General features: G+C 63.9%; 10 protein-coding genes. 3 read left to right on the top strand and 7 right to left on the bottom strand.

From position 1 onward, the window contains the following. Positions 1-44: 44 nt before the first annotated feature. From CRX69_RS21985 to CRX69_RS21995, 3 genes are all read left to right on the top strand, one after another. Positions 45-11597 carry a non-ribosomal peptide synthetase gene (locus CRX69_RS21985; protein ID WP_240539569.1) on the top strand — a complete coding sequence of 3851 codons (11553 nt, stop codon included), beginning with the start codon at positions 45-47 and terminating at the stop codon, positions 11595-11597. Positions 11598-11958: 361 nt separating this feature from the next. Beyond that, entirely contained in the window at positions 11959-13062 is a 1104-nt protein-coding gene (locus CRX69_RS21990) for an NAD(P)/FAD-dependent oxidoreductase (RefSeq protein WP_047227743.1), read from the top strand. A gap of 201 nt (positions 13063-13263) precedes the next feature. Continuing rightward, positions 13264-13740, top strand: coding sequence for a hemerythrin domain-containing protein (locus CRX69_RS21995; protein ID WP_047227744.1), 477 nt, complete (start codon positions 13264-13266; stop codon positions 13738-13740). A gap of 55 nt (positions 13741-13795) precedes the next feature. On the opposite strand, the gene CRX69_RS22000 is transcribed toward CRX69_RS21995, so the two are convergent. The 7 genes from CRX69_RS22000 to CRX69_RS22030 form a co-directional block, all read right to left on the bottom strand. Further along, positions 13796-14674, bottom strand: coding sequence for a LysR family transcriptional regulator (locus tag CRX69_RS22000; RefSeq protein ID WP_047227745.1), 879 nt, complete (start codon positions 14672-14674; stop codon positions 13796-13798). Between the two features lie 250 nt (positions 14675-14924). Continuing rightward, positions 14925-15560, bottom strand: coding sequence for an isochorismate family cysteine hydrolase YcaC (ycaC, locus tag CRX69_RS22005; protein ID WP_076385491.1), 636 nt, complete (start codon positions 15558-15560; stop codon positions 14925-14927). A 146-nt stretch (positions 15561-15706) separates the two neighbouring features. Next, complete coding sequence (locus tag CRX69_RS22010) at positions 15707-17545, bottom strand: amidohydrolase (protein ID WP_047229368.1); 1839 nt, start codon at positions 17543-17545, stop codon at positions 15707-15709. Between the two features lie 145 nt (positions 17546-17690). Continuing rightward, positions 17691-18317, bottom strand: a complete 627-nt coding sequence (locus tag CRX69_RS22015) for an antibiotic biosynthesis monooxygenase (protein WP_047229367.1) — start codon at positions 18315-18317, stop codon at positions 17691-17693. Further along, positions 18310-18723 carry a DoxX family protein gene (locus CRX69_RS22020; RefSeq protein WP_047229366.1) on the bottom strand — a complete coding sequence of 138 codons (414 nt, stop codon included), beginning with the start codon at positions 18721-18723 and terminating at the stop codon, positions 18310-18312. The genes CRX69_RS22015 and CRX69_RS22020 overlap by 8 nt, the downstream gene beginning before the upstream one ends. Next, a complete protein-coding gene (locus CRX69_RS22025) occupies positions 18720-19667 on the bottom strand; it encodes a LysR family transcriptional regulator (protein ID WP_047229365.1) in 948 nt (315 codons plus the stop codon). Before CRX69_RS22025 ends, CRX69_RS22020 begins: the two co-directional genes overlap by 4 nt. Positions 19668-19799: 132 nt before the next feature. Then, the gene (locus CRX69_RS22030; RefSeq protein WP_047229364.1) at positions 19800-20621 is read right to left on the bottom strand and encodes an alpha/beta fold hydrolase; all 822 of its coding nucleotides are present in this window, start codon (positions 20619-20621) and stop codon (positions 19800-19802) included. Positions 20622-20723 lie beyond the last annotated feature (102 nt).

Here is a 20723-nt window from a genome sequence, read left to right on the forward strand (position 1 = left end):
CACCACGCCACCACCGTCGCCCCTATTTACGCAGGACCCTTTCAATGACCAGCGAAAAAACCACCGGCAACCCGATCGAAGACATTTACCCGCTGTCGCCGCTGCAACAAGGGATGCTGTTCCACTCCCTGCTGCACGAAGACTCCGGTGTCTACCTGATGCAGGATCGCTACCGCATCGGCGGGGCCATCGATGAAGGCGCGTTCCTCGAATCGTGGCGCCAGGTGGTAGCGCTGCACCCTTCCCTGCGCGCCAGCTTCCAGTGGAAAAGCCAGAAGCAACCGGTGCAGGTGATCCATCGTCAGGTCAAGGTACCGCTGGACACCCTCGATTTGCGCGGGCTCGCCCCCCATGAGCAGGAGGCACGGATCCGCACCCTGCTGGAAGACGAGCAGAAAGTCGGCTTCAACCTGTCCAAGCCACCGCTGATTCGCTTTCGACTGGTGCGCCTGGCTGACGAGTCCTACGAATTCATTCGCAGCTTCCACCACATCCTGATGGACGCCTGGTGCATTTCCCTGGTGACCGTGGACTTCCTCAAAGTCTACGAAGCACTGTGCAACGACCGCACGCCAGAGCTGAAAAGCCCTCGGCCGTTTCGCGATTACATCCAGTGGCTGCAACGCCAGGATGCGGGCAAGGCCGAGCAATTCTGGCGCGGCCAGTTGCAAGGGCTAAACGCGCCCACACCACTGACCGTGGACAACGGCGTGACCCGCGACCGCTACACCGATGCGGTGCTGGTGGACGACCAACTGATTCACCTGAACGAGCAGGAAACCCAGGCGCTGGCGGCGTTCTGCCGCAATCGGCGGATCACCCCGAACACGTTTTTCCAGGGCGTCTGGTCACTGCTGCTGGCGCGCTACAGCGGGCAACAGGACGTGGTCTTCGGCGTCACCGTGGCCGGGCGTCCGGCCGACCTGACCGGCGTCGCGCAAATGATCGGCCTGTTCATCAACACCCTGCCACTGCGGGTGTCGGTGGACCCGAATGCCACGCTCGGCAATTGGCTGGGCGACCTGCAAAAGCTCAACGTCGACATGCGTGACTTCGAGCACACGCCGTTGACCGACATCCAGGGCTGGAGCGATTTCCCCCGGGGCGAGACCCTGTTCGACAGCATCCTGGTATTCGAAAACGCGCCCATCGACGAACAGATCCTCGAAGGCGGCTTCCAGTTCAGCCTCGAAGGCATGGACCACAGCGTGCACACCCACTACGGCTTGACCGTGGTGATCCTGCCGGGGGAACAGCTGGGCATCCGCGTGTCCTATGACCGCGAACGTTTCGAGGCTGCCACCGTGCAGCGCCTGCTGGGCCACATCGCCAACCTGGTGCGCAGCATGCTCGCCGCCCCCGACGCGCCGTTGGCCAGCTTCGAACTGCTGGCCGCCGAGGAGCGCCAACAGTTGCTGGGCGAGTGGGCACTCAACCGCCACGATTTCCCGCTGGATCAAAGCTACGCCGAGCTGTTTGCCGCCCAGGTCGCCCAGCGCGGTGATCAGGTCGCCGCGATCTGCGCCGGTGAGTCACTGACCTACGCCGAGCTGGACCTGCGTTCCACGCGCCTGGCTCATGCCCTGCGCGAGGCCGGCGCCGGTGCAGATCAACTGGTCGCGCTGGTGGCCCCTCGTGGCCTGGCGCTGTTGACCATGATGCTGGCCGTGTTCAAGGCGGGCGCAGCGATGCTGCCCCTTGAGGTCAATCACCCGCCCGAGCGCCTGCGGGAAATCCTCGGGCTATCCCGCGCGCCTCTGCTGGTGGCGAGCGAAGCCTGCAGCGGCCTGCTCGATCAACTGCTCAGCGGCCTCGACCGGGGGCCTGAGGCGCTGTTCGCCGAGGCCTGCTGGACGTCGGGCAACGACGCGCCTCTGCCGGTGCTCGCCGGTCCGGACAGCCTGGCCTACGTGCTGTTCACCTCCGGTTCGACCGGCACTCCGAAGGGTGTGATGATCGAACAGCGCGGCATGCTCAACAACATCTTCGGCAAAGTACCGGCCCTGGGCCTCAGCGCCGCCGACCGGATTCCCCAGACCGCCTCGGTGGCGTTCGACATTTCGGTGTGGCAGTTCCTCGCCGCGCCGGTGCTCGGTGCCACCGTGCACATTCTCCCGGATGAGGTCGCCCACGACCCGCAACGCCTGCTGCAAGTGCTCGCCAGCGAGCGCCTGAACGTGCTGGAAATCGTCCCGAGCCTGATGCGCACCTTGCTCGCGCTGTGCCCGTGCGATTTGCAACTGCCGGACCTGCGCTGGGTACTGCCCACCGGTGAAGCCCTGCCGCCGACCGTGGCCCGCGACTGGTTCGCCCGGTTCCCCGACATTGCCTTGATGAACGCCTACGGGCCGGCTGAATGCGCCGACGACGTGGCCTTCCAGCCGATTTTCGAAGCACCGGGGGCCGAAGTCAGCCACATGCCCATCGGCCAGCCGACCGCCAACAACCGCCTGTATGTGCTGGACGAAGCCCTGCGCCCGGTGCCGGTCGGCGTGGCCGGGGAAATTTGTGTCGGGGGCGTCGGCGTCGGCCGCGGCTATCTGCACGACCCGCAACGCACCGCTGACGCCTTTATCGACCATCCTCAACTCGAAGGTCGCCTGTACCGCACCGGTGACCTGGGGCGCTGGCGTGCAGACGGGGTGATCGAATACCTCGGCCGCCGCGACCAGCAGGTCAAACTGCGCGGGCACCGGATCGAGCTGACGGAAATCGAACACCGTCTCGCGCAGCACCCGAACGTGCGGGAAGCCGCGGTCCTGCTGCGGGAAAACACCGCCGGCGAAGCCTGGCTGGTGGCGTACTGGGCGGCCCATGACGAGTCCTTGGGCAGCGACGACCTGAGCGAGCACCTGCGCGCGCAACTGCCGCCGTACATGGTGCCGGCGGCCTTCGTCTGCCTGGACAAGCTGCCTCTGAACAACAACGGCAAGGTCGATCGCAAGGCCCTCGCCGCCCGTGAGCTGGACTGGCAGGCCGACACCCAGCACAGCATCGCCCCGCGCAACGCGCTGGAAACCAGCGTGGCGTCTGTCTGGGCCGAGGTCCTGGGACGCGACACAGTGGGCGTGGAAGACAACTTCTTCACCCTCGGCGGGCATTCGCTGCTGGCGACCCAGATCGTTGCCCGCCTGCGCACCCAATTCAAGCTCGACCTGCCGTTGCGGGTGTTGTTCGAACAGCCGACCGTGGCCTTGCTGGCCGAAGCCATCGGCGCCCGCCAGGCCGAGGCCGCCGCACCGCAGAGCAGCACGCTCAACATGCACCAGGCCCGGCCACGCCCGACGCTGCTGCCGCTGTCGTTCTCGCAACAGCGCCTGTGGTTCATCGAGCAACTGACGCCGGGCACCACCCTGTTCAACATCCCGTTCGCCCTGCACCTCAAGGGCGAACTCGACATCGAGGCGCTGCACGCCAGCCTGAACGACCTGCTGGTGCGCCACGAAATCCTGCGCACCGGCATCCACAATAACAACGGCGTGCCCTGCCAGCGCATCAGCCCAGCGCTGGACATCTCGCTGCCCTTCGAAGACTTGTCGAGCCTGACCGCTACCGCGCGCGCCGGCGCGCAGTTCAATGCCTTGCAAGACACCTTCGAGCAACCGTTCGACCTGACCTGCCCTCCGTTGCTGCGGGCGCGCTTGCTGCGCCTGGCGCCGGACGAGCATGTGCTCGGCATCGCCCTGCATCACCTGGTCTCGGACGCCTGGTCGGCCACCATCGCCCTGCGCGAGCTGGCCCTGGGTTATGAAGCCCGTTGCAAGGGCGCCGCCGCCGAACTGCCGGCCCTGCCACTGCAATACGCTGACTTCGCCCTCTGGCAGCGCGAACATCTGCAAGGCGCGGAACTCAAGCGCCAACTCGATTACTGGACCACCACCCTGGACCGTCGCGACAGCGACGCCAGCCCGCTGCTGGCCTTGCCCACCGATCATCCACGGCCATCGGTGCAAAGCTACCGCGCCGGGATCGTGCAGCGTGAACTCAGCGCCGACCTCAGTGGTCGAGTGCAAGCCTTTGCCAGTCGCCTCGGCACCACGCCGTTCACCGTCCTGTTCGCAGGTTTTGCCGTGCTGATGCACCGTTTGAGCGGCGACGCCACGGTACTGGTCGGCACCCCGGTCACCCACCGGGAACAACCGGGCACCGAAGGCCTGCTGGGCATCTTGCTGAACAACCTGGCGATCCGCGCCGACTTCGAGCCGCAAGCCGACTTCACCGCCCTGGTCAAACAAGTGGCCGAGCGTCTGCGCAGTGGCTTGCTGCATCAGGACCTGCCGTTCGAACAATTGGTCGACAGCCTGCAACTGCCACGCAGCCTCAGCCATGCACCGCTGTACCAGGTGATGGTCGCCCAGCAACTGGCCATGGAGTCGCGGTTGCGCTTCCCCGGGCTGGAATTCGAAGCCCTGGACACGCCGCTGCGGCACTCCGAATGCGACTTGGACTTGCACGTGCTGTGCCCGGCCAATGCGCCGATCCAGCTGGAGCTGATGTTCGCCCTCGACCTGTTCGTCGCCGACAGCGCCCGCCAGACTCTCGCGCGCCTGGAGCATCTGCTCGAACACATGCTCGCCGAGCCACAGCGCCCGGTCGCCGCCTTGCCGCTGCTAATGGACGCGGAGTGGCAACGCACCGTGGTCGAGTGGAACCGCACCGAGATGGCGGTGCCGACGCACCTGACCTTTGCCCAGTTGTTTGAACAACAGGCCGAGCGCACCCCGGAACGCGACGCCCTGTGTTTCGAAGGCCGCAGCCTGAGCTACGGCGAACTGAACCGGCGCGCCAACCAGGTAGCGCATTACCTGCGCAACTGTGGTGTCGGTGCCAACCGCCCGGTGGCGCTGTGTGTCGAGCGTTCGCTGGAACTGCTGGTCGGCCTGCTGGGCATTCTCAAGTCCGGCGGCGCTTATGTACCGCTGGACCCGACCTACCCGGTGGATCGCCTGGCGTACATGCTTGAAGACGCGCAGCCGGCACTGTTCCTCGGCCAGCAGGGCCTGCTGGAACAGCTGGGCGCCGAACTGCCACGCTTGCGCCTGGACAGCGACGCAGCGCTGTTCGCCAACCAGCCGGACAGCAACCCTGCCCCGCTCGCCGGCCCGCAAGACCTGGCCTACATCATGTACACCTCCGGCTCGACCGGTAAGCCCAAGGGCACCCTGGTGACCAATGGCTCGGTGGTCAACCTGGCCTGGGCGCGCATCCATGGCTTGTATCGCCGCTACACCGACCAGCCGATGCGCACCAGCTTCAACTACTCGTTCGCCTTCGACAGCTCGGTGGCCGAGCTGATCCTGCTGCTCGACGGCCACAGCCTGTACCTGACCCCGGAAGACGTGCGCTACGACCCCGAGGCCCTGGCCGGGTTCTTCCGCGACACCCGTCTGGAAGCCTTCGAGTGCACCCCGGCACAGCTCAAGGCCTTGCTTGAAAGTGACGGCGTTCGTCGTGGCGAGGTGTACCTGCCGCGCTTCGTGCTGTTCGGTGGCGATGCGGTGGATGCGCAGCTATGGCAACGCTTGCCGTCAATTGCCGGCAGCCGCTTCTTCAACACCTACGGCCCGACCGAATGCACGGTCGATGCAACCGGTTGCGCGGTGGATGACTTTCCGCTGCGGCCGATCATTGGCCGGCCGATCGCCAACGTGCGCACTTACGTGCTCGATGCTTTCCTCAACCCGATGCCGGTGGGCGTCCCGGGGGAACTGCACATTGGCGGTGCGGGCGTGACCCTGGGCTATCTCAACCGTGCCGAGCAGACGGCGAAGGTGTTCATCGAAGACCCGTTCTCGTCGCAGCCCGGCGCTCGGATGTACAAGTCCGGCGATCTGGTGCGCTGGCTGCCCGACGGCCAACTCGAATACCTGGGACGCATGGATCATCAAGTGAAGATTCGTGGCTTGCGCGTCGAACTGGGAGAAATTGAAACCCTGATCGGCGCCCAACCGGGCGTGCGCCAGGCGGTGGTATTGGCCCGTGAAGACGTGCCCGGCGACAAGCGCCTGGTGGCCTACGTGACCTGCGATCAGCAGGCCGATATTCACGCCTGGCGCAAATCCATTGGCGCCGCCCTGCCCGACTACATGGTGCCCTCGGCATTCGTACTGCTCGATGAGTTGCCGCTGACCGACAACGGCAAACTCAACCGCAAGGCTTTGCCGACCCCGGACATCCATGCCGCGCCAGACGCTCTGCAGCCACCGCGCAGCGCCGCCGAACAGCAACTGGCCGCCCTGTGGGCCGAGTTGCTGAACGTGCCGTCGTCGCAGATCGGCCGTGACAGCCACTTCTTCTACCTCGGCGGCCACTCGCTGCTGGCGGCGGCGCTGTTTGCCCGCCTGCGTCAACAGTTCGCCAGCGTGCCACCGTTGCGCTCGGTGTTCGAACACCCGACCCTGGAAGCCTTGGCCGCGCTGCTGGGCGATCCCCTGCAAGCCCCGGCGGCGACCTTCGCTGCACCGGCACGTCCGGCGCGCCTGCCGCTGTCGTTCGAACAGCAACGCTTGTGGTTCCTCGAACAATTGAGCGCCGGCGGTGGTGAATACAACGTGGTCAGCGCCGTGCAACTGGACGGCGAACTCAATGTCCAGGCCCTGCAAACGGCCCTGGACGGCGTGGTCCAGCGCCACGAGATTCTGCGCAGCCGCATCGTGCGCGATAGCGACGGTGAGTTGGCGCTGATCGTCGAACCGCAAGTCGCTATCACCCTGCAAGTCACGCCACTGCAGGCCGCCAGCGACGAGCAGTGGCAACAACTGACCGACGCGGCGATCCACGCGCAAACTGGCCGCCGTTTCGACCTCGCCGCCGAAGTGCCCGTGCGTGCCACACTGCTGCAACGCAGCGGCGGCGCCCAGTCGCTGCTGTTGCTCAGCCTGCACCACTGCGCCACCGATGACGCCTCCAGCCAGAACCTGCTGGATGAACTGCGACAGTTCTACACCGCCCAGTGCCAGGGCACTCCGGCGGCACTCCCGGCGCTGGCGCTGCAATACCCCGATTATGCCCTCTGGCAACGCGAGCCCAGTCAACAGACCGCGTTCAGCAGCCAACTGGAATACTGGCGCAACCAACTGGAGGACGGCGACTACCTGCTGGACCTGCCGACCGAACAGGGCCGTCCGAACCAGCTCGCCCCAGCGGCCGGCGCAGTGCAACTGCAATTGCCGTCTGCCCTGGTGGCACGCCTGCGGCAGTTCGCCCAGCAACGCGGCGCCACGCTGTACATGCTCATGCTCGGTGCGGCGCAGTTGCTCTTGGGGCGCTACGCCAACCAGCGCGACGTACGGGTCGGCAGCCCGGTGGCCCAGCGTCCATTCGCCGAGCTGCAACCGCTGATCGGCTGCTTCGTCAACACCGTGGTCATGCGCGCCGATCTGGATCCGACGCTGGATTTCGAAGGTTTGCTGGGCCAGGTGCGCAACCGTGTGCTGGATGCCCAGCAGCATCAGGACGTGCCGTTCGACCAGGTCGTGGAACACCTGAAACCTTCGCGCAGCCTCGGCCAGACGCCGCTCTTCCAAGTGCTGTTCGCCATGCAGAACGCCGATTCGTCGAGCCAGCCATGGCCGCAGTTGCAGGTCAGCGAACGGGCGGTGACCGCCCAGGCCACCAAGTACGACCTGAACTGGGAAGTGCACGACGGCGAGGTGCTGTCTGTGTTGCTGGAGTACCGCGCCGCGCTGTTCAGCGAAACCACGGCCCGGCGTTGGCTGGAACAATGGCAACAACTGCTGGAAACCATGCTCGAAGCACCACAGACCCGTCTCGGCGACTGGTCACCGTTGCCAGCGGCAGAACGTCAGCGTCAACTGGTCGAATGGAACGCCACCGAGCGCAACTACAGCGGCCCGACCGACCTGCACACCGCGCTCAGTCAACAAGCCGCCCTGAGCCCTAACGCCCCGGCATTGGTGTTCGAAGGCCAGCGCCTGAGCTATGCCGAGCTGGATCAACGGGCGCAAACCGTTGCCCGGGCCCTGCGTGCGGCCGGCGTGGGCAGCGACAGCATCGTGCCGCTGTGCATGGAGCGTTCGGTGGAAATGGTTGTGGCCTTGCTCGGCATCGTCCATGCCGGCGCCGCGTGGTTGCCGCTGGACCCGGAATTGCCGGCTGCACGCCTGGCGTTCCTGATCGAAGACGCCGATGCCAAGGTCACCTTGACCCAGGCGCAGTGGCTGGCGCGCCTGCCCGCCGGGCATCAGGCCTGGACCCTCGACGCCCTGCCCCAGGCCCCAGCGTTCGAGCCGATCAACGTCGAAGCTCATGACCTGGCCTACGTGCTCTACACCTCCGGTTCCACCGGCCAACCCAAAGGCGTGATGAACGAACACGGCGCCTTGATGAACCGCCTGCACTGGATGCAGGACGCCTTCCCGATTGGCCCGAACGACCGTGTTCTGCAAAAGACCCCGTACAGCTTCGACGTGTCGGTGTGGGAGTTCTTCTGGCCGCTGATCACCGGCGCGACCCTGGTGGTCGCCCGCCCGGACGGGCATCGCGACCCGGCCTATCTCAGTCAGTTGATCCAGCAGGAGCGGGTCACGACCTTGCACTTCGTACCGTCGATGCTCCGTGCCTTTGTCGAAGAACCGAGCCTGATCAACTGCCATAGCCTGCGCCAGGTGTTCGCCAGCGGTGAAGCCCTGCCGGTGGATCTGGTGCGGCGTTTCATGGGCCAGCACCCAGCGGCCCTGATCAACCTGTACGGCCCGACCGAAGCGGCCATCGACGTCTCGGTCTGGCGTTGCTCGGCCAACGACGTGATCGTGCCGATCGGCAAGCCCATCGCCAACCTGCGCTTGTACATCCTCGACGAGGCCATGCAACCGTTGCCGATTGGCAGCATCGGCGAGCTGTACATCGGTGGCGTCGGCGTGGCCCGTGGTTACTTGAAACGTCCGGACCTGACCGAGGAACGCTTCCTCGCCAGTCCATTCGTGGCCGGTGACCGCCTGTACCGCACGGGCGACCGTTGCCGCTTCCTGGCCGATGGCAACATCGAGTACCTGGGGCGTCTCGACCATCAGGTGAAGTTGCGCGGCCAGCGCATCGAGCTGGGGGAAATCGACGCCGCACTGCTCGCGCAGGCCGGTGTTCGCGATGCCGCTACCTTGTTGCTCGACCAGCGCCTGGTGAGTTTCTGGTGCGGAGACGCCGATGAGGCGACCCTGCGTGCCGAGTTGAGCGACAGCCTGCCCGCGCACATGCAGCCCAGCCTGTTCGTGCAGCTCGACAGCCTGCCGCTCAACAGCAACGGCAAGCTCGACCGCAAGGCATTGGCCGCCACGCCGCTGCCACAGAGCCAAAGCGACCAGCCGCGCACAGCACCGCGCAACGCCACTGAAAGCGTACTCTGCGAACTGTTCGGCGAAGTGCTGGGTTGTTCGCCAGTCGGCATCGAAGATCACTTCTTCCAACTCGGCGGCCACTCCTTGCTGGCCACCCGCCTGGTCAGTCGGGTCCGTGAGCGCCTTGGGGTTTCCCTGCCCTTGCCGCTGGTGTTCGCCCAACCGACGGTCGCGGCCCTGGCCGAGCATCTGCGCGCGGCCATGCCCGGTGAGTCGATCAGCGCACAACCGCGCCCGGCGCAATTGCCCCTGGGTCTGGCCCAGCGCCGATTCTGGATGCTCAGTCGCCTGGTGCCGGAATCCCGCGAGTACCACATGCCGTTTGCCCTGACCTTGCGCGGTGAGCTGCAGGTCCAGGTCTTGCGCGAGGCCTTTGAGCAGCTCAGCCAGCGCCATCTGGTGCTGCGCAGCCGGATTGTCGAAGTCGACGGCGAGCCGCAATTGCTGATCGACGACCACGGACCGGCGCTCGCGGTCACTGAAGTCGCGACCCAGGACTGGGCCTCGGCCTGCGCCAACGCCCAGGACGAACTGATGACAGCGTTCGACCTGGCCGCCGCCGCACCTTGGCGCGCGCATCTGCTGCAACGTCAGGGCAGCGACGAAAACCTGCTGCTGGTGTGCCTGCACCACAGTGCCACCGACGGTTGGGCCATGCAGTTGCTCATCGACGAACTGACCCAGGCCTACGCCGCCGGCCTCAACGGGCAGTCGCCGGCCTGGACGCCGCTGGAGATCGACTACGTCGATTTCGCCCTGTGGCAACAGCACCCGGACACCCAGGCCCGACGCAGTGACAGCCTGGACTACTGGAAAAACCACCTGGGCCAGGAAGACTACCAACTCGACCTGCCCATCGACCATCCGCGTGGCGCCGAAGCAGATCGTCGCGCTCGGCAACTGACCCTCCGTCTCGGCACCCAGCGCGCCGAAGCCATCCGTCAGTTCGCCCGTCAGCGCGGCACCACCACCTATGTGGTGCTCGCCACGGCCTTGAACGCGCTGCTGGCGCGTTACAGCGGTCAACGGGAGATTCGCTTCGGCACCCCGGCGGACCAGCGTGATCAACCGCAAGCCCAGACACTGCTGGCCTGTCTGGTCAACACCCTGGTGATCCGCAGCGACGTCGACCAACGGGCTCCGGCCGAGCAATTGCTCACCAGCCTTGAGGCCGACCTGCGCGCAGCCCAGGCCCATGCCGACCTGCCCTTCGCCACCCTGGTCGGTGCTGTCGCGCAAAACCGCGACCTGAACCGTACACCGCTGTTCCAGGTGCTGTTCTCCCTCAACTATGGCCGGGTGGACAGCAGCCAATGGCCGGGGCTGAACGTCGAAGAGCAGATGCTGCCGGTGATCGACGCCAAGTTCGAACAGAGCTGGGAAGTCCAGGACGATGGCAGCGACATGACGCTGGCGCTGGAATACCAATCGGCCTTGTTCGACGAAACGACGATGCAACGCTGGAGCGCGCAGTGGTGTGCGCTGCTTGATGCCTTGGTGGCAACCCCTGGGCGCACGCTGGTCGAACTGTTCCCGCAACAGCAGGATCAGCAGCAACTGGATCGCTGGAACGCCACCGAACGTCACTACAGCGGCCCGACCAACCTGCACACCGCGCTCAGTCAACAGGCAGCTCTGAGCCCCAACGCCCCAGCGCTGGTGTTCGAAGGCCAGCGCCTGAGCTATGCCGAACTGGATCAACGGGCGCAAACCGTTGCCCGGGCCCTGCGCGCCGCCGGTGTAGGCACCGACAGCATCGTGCCGCTGTGCATGGAGCGTTCGGTGGAGATGGTCGTGGCCTTGCTCGGCATCGTCCATGCCGGCGCCGCGTGGTTGCCGCTGGACCCGGAATTGCCGGCCGCGCGCCTGGCGTTCCTGATCGAAGACGCCGATGCCAAGGTCACCTTGACCCAGGCGCAGTGGCTGGCGCGCCTGCCCGCCGGGCATCAGGCCTGGACCCTCGACACTCTGCCCCAGGCCCCAGCGTTCGAGCCGATCAGCGTTGAAGCTCACGACCTGGCCTACGTGCTCTACACCTCCGGTTCCACCGGCCAACCCAAAGGCGTGATGAACGAACACGGCGCCTTGATGAACCGCCTGCACTGGATGCAGGACGCCTTCCCGATTGGCCCGAACGACCGTGTTCTGCAAAAGACCCCGTACAGCTTCGACGTGTCGGTGTGGGAGTTCTTCTGGCCGCTGATCACCGGCGCGACCCTGGTGGTCGCCCGCCCGGACGGGTGAAGCAGGGCCAGACGCGCTGAACGCCTGACCCTGCGGTTGTTGCAGTACCACGAATCACCCTTCAGGTTTTGCGATAGCTGAACAACGGATGACGTGAACGGCCCACCGGCCTGACGAAGAACCTGACATAAAAATCGGCTTCAGAAGCCGCGGCATTTTTCAGGATCGTCAGGCGCGACTCTCATCGTGGCGCGGGGCATGCCCTGGATCGACGCCGGATAGATTTAAGCAAGCCAACCACTTCACCCATTAATCAGTATTGCAAAAATGGGGGTGACCATAGATTTTTTTGGGCTGTAGAAGTCGCCTACCTCGGGCTATCCTGAGGCGCTTGAACATACGACTCCAAGAGGGAAAGGCTTTGGGCATGGACATCGATTGCGTGGTGGTGGGCGCTGGCGTGGTCGGGCTCGCCGTGGCTCGGGAACTGGCCCAGGCCGGTCACGACGTCCTGTTGATCGAAGCCGGCGAAGCCATTGGCATGGGCACCAGCTCGCGCAATTCCGAAGTCATCCATGCCGGCATTTATTACCCTCCGGGAAGCCTCAAGGCGCAACTATGCGTCGAGGGTCGCCAGCGGTTGTACGCGTATTGCGCGAGTCATGGGGTCGCGACCCACAGGCTTGGCAAATTGATCGTTGCCAAGGATCAGTTTCAGGTGGAGGGTCTCAAGGCCTTGCTTGAGCGAGGATTGAAGAACGGTGTCGACGACCTGCGTCTGCTCGATCAGCAGCAGGCGCTGGAGCTGGAGCCCGCTCTGGCGTGCGTGGCCGCGCTGTATTCGCCTTCCACCGGTATCGTCGACGCGCACGCACTGATGCTGGCCTTGCAGGGGGATGCCGAAGCGGCCGGTGCCGACATCGTATTTCACACGCCCTTGCTGAGGGCACGGACCATCACCGGAGGTTTCATGCTGGAGCTGGGTGGTACGGCGCAGATGAGCGTGTCCTGCCGCCGACTGATCAACGCCGCCGGCCTCCAGGCGCCCGCCCTCGCCCGCCGTATCGAAGGCTTGGCGCCGCACTCGGTGCCCCGCGATTATCTGTGCAAGGGCAACTACTTCAGCCTGACTGGACGCGCGCCTTTTCGACATCTGATCTACCCCGCTCCGGAAGCTGCCGGCTTGGGCATTCACATGACCCTGGACCTGGCGGGCCAGGCCCGATTCGGTCCGGACACCGAGTGGCTCGAGCGCGAGGACTACCGCGTGGACCCGGCCCGCGCCGAAGTTTTCTACCCGGCGATTCGCAATTATTGGCCGGGCTTGCCGGACCAAAGCCTGCAACCGGGCTATAGCGGCATCCGCCCGAAAATTTCCGGCCCCGACGAGCCGGCCCGGGACTTCCTCATCAGCAGCCCCGCCGAGCATCAGGTCCCGGGGCTGATCAATCTGTTCGGGATCGAATCGCCAGGGCTGACCTCCTGCTTGGCGCTCGCCGGGCGGGTGCGGCAACTGATCGTCTAGCGGAGGGGGCAGCGCAAAGTGCAATGCATTTTTCCATGCCCTCATGCAGGCTGCACGACCCGCAAAAAACAGGCCGATATAACCTGCTGTTTTAAAACGAGTTTATATAAATCATTGGCTGGCACGACTGATGCAATTTCCCTGTAACGCGGCGTTGGCGCTTGAAGCCGGCCCGCATCCGTGAATTGCCAGGAGCTACATATGAACGCCATCGACCTGTTGAAAGCCGACCATGAACGCGTCAAGGCCATCCTTGCCCAGCTGAGCGAATCAACCAGCCGGGGCATCAAGAAACGCACCGACCTGTTGGCGAAGCTGGAAATGGAAATCTCCATTCATACCCGACTGGAAGAAGAGATTCTCTATCCGGCCTACAAGCAGGCCGGCGGCAAGGAGCAGGCCGAGATGTACTACGAGGCCAAGGAAGAGCACCGCACCGTCGACTCGCTGGTGCTGCCGGACCTGAAGAACACCGACCCGTCCACCCCAGAATTTGCCGGCCGGGTGAAAGTGGTCAAAGAGTTGCTTGAGCACCATATCGAAGAAGAGGAAACCGAGATGTTCCCTCAAGCCAAAAAGCTGCTGGGCAAAGCGACGCTGGAGTCGTTGGGCGAGCAGATGGAAGCCATGAAGGCGCAGTACAAAAAAGAAATGAGCAGCTCCAGCCTGGCCGCTTGATCAGGCGCTGCCGATGCGTTCAGCCGTTTGCCACGGCTGAACGCAGCCGGGCAGCTCACTGCATCTGTTCTCGCAAGAACTCCAACAGCGCCTGCACCGGGCGCGAACTTTGCCGATGTTGCGGATAGACCGCCGACAGCGCCAAGGCCTCTGTCTCGAAGCCTTCGAGCACCTTGATCAATCGACCGTCCTTCAATGCCTCTCCGACAATGAACGTCGGCAGATACGTGATGCCCATGCCCGCGATAGCCGCGTCCCTGAGTAAATCGCCGTTATTGGCACGCATGCGTCCGGCGACCTCCAGGGTCAGCGGTTTGCTGCGTCCACCGAACCGCCATTGCACCTGACGGCTATGCCCATAGGGCAGGCAATCGTGATTGCGTAGGTCTTCGGGCCGTTCGGGCGTGCCGCGTTGCGCCAGGTAGGCGGGGCTGGCGCAGTACACTCGCTCGATGGTCGCGATACGCCGGGCGATCAACGTCGAATCCTCCAGCACGCCAATGCGCAGCGCGATGTCGTAGCCTTCCCCCAGCAGGTCAACCGAGCGATCACTCAAATCCACTTCGACACTCACCTCTTGGTGGCGCTGCAAGAACAGCGGTAACAGGCTGCCCAGGTGCGCGACCGCGAACGAAAGTGGTGCGCTAAGACGAATGGTGCCGCGAGGCTCGCTGGTCTGGCCGCTGATGCCCTGCTCCACCTGTTCGACTTCACTGAGCAGGCGCAGCGCTGCTTCGTAATAGCGCTGGCCCAGCGGTGTCACATCCAGCCGTCGTGTCGAGCGATTGAGCAAACGCACGCCCAGTCGTTGCTCCAGCTCCATGAGCTTGCGGCTGACGAACTGCTTGGACAGCCCGAGCTTTTCCGCCGCCGCGGTGAAACTGCCCGACTCCATGACCTGGGCAAAAATGCGCATTTCTTCGAAGGGATTCATTGTCATTCCAGGGTGGACAGTCGGGATGTTCTGGTGGGTATTGTGGATAGGGTGAGACAGGTTGCATAGAGGGTGAAGGTGTAGCCGTCATCGCGAGCAAGCTTTGCTCCCACAAGGATCTTGTGGTCACCCTGAATAAATGTGGGAGCGAGCCTGCTCGCGATGACGGCCGATCAGCTTGCCTAAAAGTGGATGCCATGCACAAAAACGCCCGCACAAGGCGGGCGTCATCCAGCAGCAACCACTCAGCTTACTTGGCGGTCAGCGCCGAATAGCTGTTCATCAGGTTGCGGTAGTTGGGAATACGCTGGGACAGCAGATTGCCCAGGCCTTCGATGTCGTTGCGCCAGTCGCGGTGCAGCTCACAGGCCACCGAGAACCAGTTCATCATCTGCGCGCCGGCAGCCGTCATGCGCACCCAGGCCGCCTGTTGCACGGTTTCGTTGAACGTGCCCGAAGCGTCGGTGACGACGAACACTTCGAAACCTTCGGCCAGCGCCGACAGCGTCGGGAATGCCACGCAGACGTCGGTTACCACGCCAGCGATGATCAGTTGCTTGCGACCGGTGGCCTTGATCGCCTTGACGAAGTCTTCATTGTCCCAGGCGTTGATCTGGCCTGGGCGCGGGATGTACGGCGCGTCCGGGAACATTTCCTTGAGCTCTGGCACGATCGGGCCGTTAGGGCCGTCTTCGAAGCTGGTGGTCAGGATGGTTGGCAGCCCGAAGAATTTCGCCAGGTCAGCCAGGGCCAGCACGTTGTTCTTGAACTCGTTGGGCGAGAAGTCCTGGACCAGGGAAATCAGACCCGTCTGGTGATCGACCAGCAGAACGACTGCGTCGTCCTTGTTCAGGCGATTGTAAGCGTAAGCAGGAACGTTGCTCATGGGATGACTCCTTTGGATGGATGTATTGAAAAACAATGTGGGAGCGAGCCTTCTCGCGATGACGGTATGTCAGCTTGCGGCGACGTCGGATTTGCCGACGCCTTCGCGAGCAGGCTCGCTCCCACAGGGGAGAATCGGTGTGTCAGTCAGAAGGCAAAGCAGGAGCAGCCAAACGCGCCCCAGAAGCCCTGAAAATCGCTGACTGGAACGTTCGACAGCCGCGCCCGTTCATGGCTATGGGCGTGCACCGTGCACGGGCCGCTGCACTGGTGGACTTGCGCCTGCAACGGTGAAGTCGGACGCCAGTGGCCGGGCACCTTGACCACCGGCGACCAGTCCGGGAGTACCGGCACGCTGGCGGGGCCGAGTTTTTCGAAGTCGCCGGCGCCGTACACCACCTTGCCGTCGACCACTGTCAGCACCGACTCGATCCACTTGATGGCCTCTTCCTCGACGCTGAAGAAATCCGCGCTCAGTGCCGCCAGGTCCGCCAGTTGGCCAACCTTGATCTGGCCTTTCTTGCCCTGCTCCGAGGAGAACCAGGCGCTGCCATGGGTGAACAGTTCCAGCGCCGTCAGGCGCGGCAGGCCTTCTTCGTGCAACGAGAGGCCACCGACGGTGCGGCCGCTGACCATCCAGTACAGCGAGGTCCAGGGGTTGTAGCTCGACACCCGAGTAGCGTCGGTACCAGCCCCCACCGGCACGCCTTCGGCCAGCATGCGCTTGATCGGTGGCGTGGCCTCGGCGGCCTTGGCACCGTAGCGGTCGACGAAATATTCACCCTGGAAGGCCATGCGGTCCTGGATCGCGATACCGCCGCCCAGCGCTCGCACGCGTTCGATGTTCTTCGGTGTGATGGTCTCGGCGTGGTCGAAGAACCACGGCAGGCCGTTGAACGGAATGTCGCGGTTGACCTTCTCGAACACATCGAGCATGCGGCTGATGGATTCGTCATAGGTGGCATGCAGGCGGAACGGCCAGCGTTGCTCCACCAGGTGCCGAACCACCGGCTCCAGATCTTGCTCCATGCCCGGTGGCAGGTCCGGACGCGGTTCGAGGAAGTCTTCAAAATCCGCTGCCGAAAACACCAACATCTCACCGGCGCCGTTATGCCGCAGGAAGTCATCGCCCTGGTGCAATTTGACGCTGCCGGTCCAGTTCTTGAAGTCGGTGAGTTCTTCCTTGGGTTTCTGGGTGAACAGGTTGTAGGCGATGCGCACCGTCAACTGCTGCTCGCGTGCCAACTGCTCGATCACCGCGTAATCATCCGGGTAATTCTGGAAGCCGCCGCCGGCATCGATGGCGCTGGTCAGGCCCAGGCGATTGAGTTCACGCATGAACTGGCGCGTGGAGTTGACCTGGTACTCCAAAGGCAGCTTCGGCCCTTTGGCCAAAGTCGAGTAAAGGATCATTGCGTTGGGCCGCGCCACCAGCATGCCGGTGGGTTCGCCCTTGCTGTCGCGCACGATCTCGCCGCCCGGCGGGTTTGGCGTGTCCCGGGTGTAGCCGGCCACTCGTAGCGCCGCGCGGTTGAGCAAGGCACGGTCATACAGGTGCAAGACGAATACCGGGGTGTCCGGGGCTGCCTGGTTGAGTTCTTCAAGGGTCGGCATGCGTTTTTCGGCAAACTGGAATTCGTTCCAGCCGCCCACCACCCGCACCCATTGCGGCGTCGGTGTGCGATCGGCCTGGTCCTTGAGCATGCGCAAGGCATCGGCCAGGGACGGCACGCCTTCCCAGCGCAGTTCCAGGTTGTAGTTCAGGCCACCACGGATCAGGTGCAAGTGCGAGTCGTTGAGCCCGGGGATGACGGTACGGCCCTTGAGGTCGATAACCTGGGTGCCGCTGCCGCGCAGGGCCATGGCCTCGGCGTCGGTCCCTACCGCGACGAAGCGCCCCTGGCTGATGGCGACCGCACTGGCGCGGGGTTTCTCGCGATCGACGGTATGGAACTGGCCATTGAATAGAATCAGATCGGCGTTCATCAGACTTCCTTTGGCGATAAATGTGCAGGTGAATCAATCGGTGGTGGCATTTAGAAGGGGGCTGCTCCGCAGCCAGCGGGGATAAATCCCCTCGCCACAAAATCCCCTCGCCACAACAGTGTTTGTCACAACAGCTCGGCGCTGCTTAGGGCTCCAGGTGTTCGTGGGTTTGAGAGGCTTCTAGCCACGGCGCGAACAGGCGGGTGGCCAGCGGCATGCACACGTACACCACCGACAGCACGATGGTCAGGGTGATCAGGAATGTGGCGACTACGTAGTTGGAAAGAAATGCGTGAAGTTGCAGCACAGGCCCCCAGATCAGCGGTACCAGCAAGGTGTGGGGCAGGATGACCAACAGCGTCACCACCGCCTGTTTCCAGCGTGGCGGAGGAATGGCGGCATCGGCCAGCGGGGCGAACCAGAACTCCTTGTGGGGGGCGACTTCGGTCTGGTCGCCATCAGCCAGCAGCGGCGCGGCCTCTTCCACCAGCTCGCGGCGCTGGGGCGAATCCAGCCAGCGTTGCATCGCCTCGGTGGAGCAGAAACGCAGCACGCAGGTAAACAGCGACAGCCCGCCCAGCTTGCCCCGCACCACATCCACACCCAAGTGCCCAGGCCACTGACCAGCCACCCGCACGGTGCGGCGCAACCAGGCCTCATAAGCCGCGTCCTGGCCGGACTTGATCCGGTGCTTGATCACCAGGGTGACGATTTCGTCGAAGCCGGGTTTTGCAGGGCCGCTGGTGGATTCAACGGTTTGAGGTTCAGACATGACGTAGCACTCCAACAAAACGCGTGTTCATCGCCAGGCGCCCAGGCCCGGCAATCAACACGCTGGTAAATACAATCAGCAGCAGCCAGCCGAACTGCCCTTCTTCCAGGGTCCACTGCGGGTGTACCACCACAAGTGCGACGGCCAGCAGAAACAGGATGGGCACGCACGCCAGACGCACGAGGCCCCCGGCCATGATCAACAGGGGGCAAAGCACTTCGGCGAAAATCGCCAGCATCAGGGTGGGCGCGGCGCCCAGGTGAAACGGATCCTCGATGCGCGTCAGCTCAACGCTGTAATGCAACAGCTTGGGCAGCCCGTGGACCCACAGTAAAAACAGCCCACCGCTCAGGCGCAGAAACAGCAAACCCAGATCCTGCAGGGAACGTTCGTGCACATTGCTCATCGCTGTACTCCATCCAGATCCGCATAGGCGGCGGCCGGTAACGATTGAGACATGTGGGTGGCAATGCGCGAGCGCAGCCAGCGCTCGGCCGGATCGTTGTCATGCACACCGCTCCAAACCATCGACAACTCGGCGGCATTGATCTGGAACGGCGGATCCTCCGCGCGCAACGCGCAGCCTTCCACCAGCGCGCAGGCGGCGTAGTCAGGCACGGTGGCGATCAGTTCGGTGCCTGCCAGCAAGGCTCGCAGACCGCTGAACTGCGGCACCGCCAACACCACTTTGCGAGTTCGACCAATGCGGGCCAGGTCCAGGTCGATATTGCCGCTCAGGTCGCCCGAAAACGAAACCATGGCATGGGGCCGCGCGCAGTATTCGTCCAGGGTCAGCGGCCCAGGGCGCTGGTCGCCGCGCAAGACCTTGCAGGGAATGTCGCGCAACTTCTTGCGCTTGGCATTGGCCGGCAGGTCGGTGGTGTAACTCACGCCGACGCTGATTTCACCACTGGCCAGCAGCGAAGACATCAGCAGAAAATTGGCCCGGCGCACCACCACAATGATGCCGGGTGCTTCTTCGCGCAGTTGACTGAGCAAGGGTGGAAACAGGCCGAATTCGGCATCGTCGGACAAACCGATGCGGAATACGTCGCAACTGGTGGATGGATCGAAAGCCTTGGCCCGGCTGACCGCGCCCGAGATCGTGTCCATGGCCGGCTGCAGTTCCTGCAGGATCGCCAGGGCCCGCGGCGTCGGCTCCATGCCGCGACCGTTGCGGATCAGCAGCGGATCGTCAAACAGATCCCGCAGCCGTCCCAGTGCAGCGCTTACCGCCGGCTGGCCCATGAACAGCTTTTCGGCGACACGGGTCAGGTTCTTCTCGAACATCAGCGCCTCGAAGATCACCAGCAGGTTCATGTCGAGGCGGCGTAAATCATTGCGGTTCATGGGTGTTGTTCCTGTTGAATACCGGTCCTGTGGGAGCGAGCCTGCTCGCGAATGTGGTAACACAGTCGACATAAGTGCCAGCTGACCCACCGCTTTCGCGAGCAGGCTCGCTCCCACAGGCTTGCGGCTTGGTCAACCCTGGATAAACGCCAGCAGGTCCGCGTTCAGGCGGTCCTTGTGGGTATCGGTCAGGCCATGCGGCGCGCCGGGGTAGATCAGCAGCTGCGAGTTCTTGAGCAACTTGGCGGCGGCGATACCGGCGGTTTCGATGGGGACCACCTGATCATCATCGCCATGCACCACCAGGGTCGGCACATCGATATTGCGCAGATCTTCGGACAGATCCGTCTCCGAGAACGCCTTGATGCAGTCGTAGGTGTTCTTGTGACCGGCGAGCATGCCCTGCATCCAGAACCAGTCGATCATGCCCTGGGAGACCTTGGCGCCCGGCCGGTTGGCACCGAAGAACGAACTGGCCACATCTTTGTATAGCTGAGATCGGTCAGCCAGGGAGGCCTGGCGGAAACCGTCGAACACCTGCACGGGCAAGCCACCCGGGTTGGCCGGGGTCTTGAGCATCAACGGGGTCACCGCCGAAATCAGCCCGAGTTTGGCGACGCGGGCGGCACCATGACGACCCATGTAGCGGGCGACTTCGCCACCGCCGGTGGAGAAGCCCAGCAACACCGCTTCCTTGAGGTCCAACCGCTCGATCAGCTCGGCCAGGTCATCGGCATAGGTGTCCATGTCGTTGCCGTCCCAAGGCTGGCTGGAGCGCCCGTGCCCGCGGCGGTCATGGGCGATCACGCGGTAACCGTTGGACGCCAGGAACATCATCTGCGCCTCCCAACTGTCCGAGTTCAACGGCCAGCCGTGGCTGAAGACCACCGGTTGACCACTGCCCCAATCCTTGTAGTAGATCTCGGTGCCGTCGCGGGTGATGAAGGTGCTCATGACGTGACTCCTTGAGGTGGGTGGATTGCTCAATGGTCCGGTCAGAGGGGGCATTTGCGTGAGTTAAACGTTGTTAATTTTTTGGAACCGGCGTGTTAAGCC

The organism is Pseudomonas rhizophila (genome assembly GCF_003033885.1).
Taxonomy (GTDB): Bacteria; Pseudomonadota; Gammaproteobacteria; order Pseudomonadales; family Pseudomonadaceae; genus Aquipseudomonas; species Aquipseudomonas rhizophila.

What these genes read in the sequence shown, in the direction of transcription:
- CRX69_RS22000 (WP_047227745.1), bottom strand. Translation starts at nt 14,674, where the DNA reads ATGAATCCCTTCGAAGAAATGCGCATTTTTGCCCAGGTCATGGAGTCG.
- ycaC (WP_076385491.1), bottom strand. Translation starts at nt 15,560, where the DNA reads ATGAGCAACGTTCCTGCTTACGCTTACAATCGCCTGAACAAGGACGAC.
- CRX69_RS21995 (WP_047227744.1), top strand. Translation starts at nt 13,264, where the DNA reads ATGAACGCCATCGACCTGTTGAAAGCCGACCATGAACGCGTCAAGGCC.
- CRX69_RS22030 (WP_047229364.1), bottom strand. Translation starts at nt 20,621, where the DNA reads ATGAGCACCTTCATCACCCGCGACGGCACCGAGATCTACTACAAGGAT.
- CRX69_RS22015 (WP_047229367.1), bottom strand. Translation starts at nt 18,317, where the DNA reads ATGTCTGAACCTCAAACCGTTGAATCCACCAGCGGCCCTGCAAAACCC.
- CRX69_RS22010 (WP_047229368.1), bottom strand. Translation starts at nt 17,545, where the DNA reads ATGAACGCCGATCTGATTCTATTCAATGGCCAGTTCCATACCGTCGAT.
- CRX69_RS21985 (WP_240539569.1), top strand. Translation starts at nt 45, where the DNA reads ATGACCAGCGAAAAAACCACCGGCAACCCGATCGAAGACATTTACCCG.
- CRX69_RS22020 (WP_047229366.1), bottom strand. Translation starts at nt 18,723, where the DNA reads ATGAGCAATGTGCACGAACGTTCCCTGCAGGATCTGGGTTTGCTGTTT.
- CRX69_RS22025 (WP_047229365.1), bottom strand. Translation starts at nt 19,667, where the DNA reads ATGAACCGCAATGATTTACGCCGCCTCGACATGAACCTGCTGGTGATC.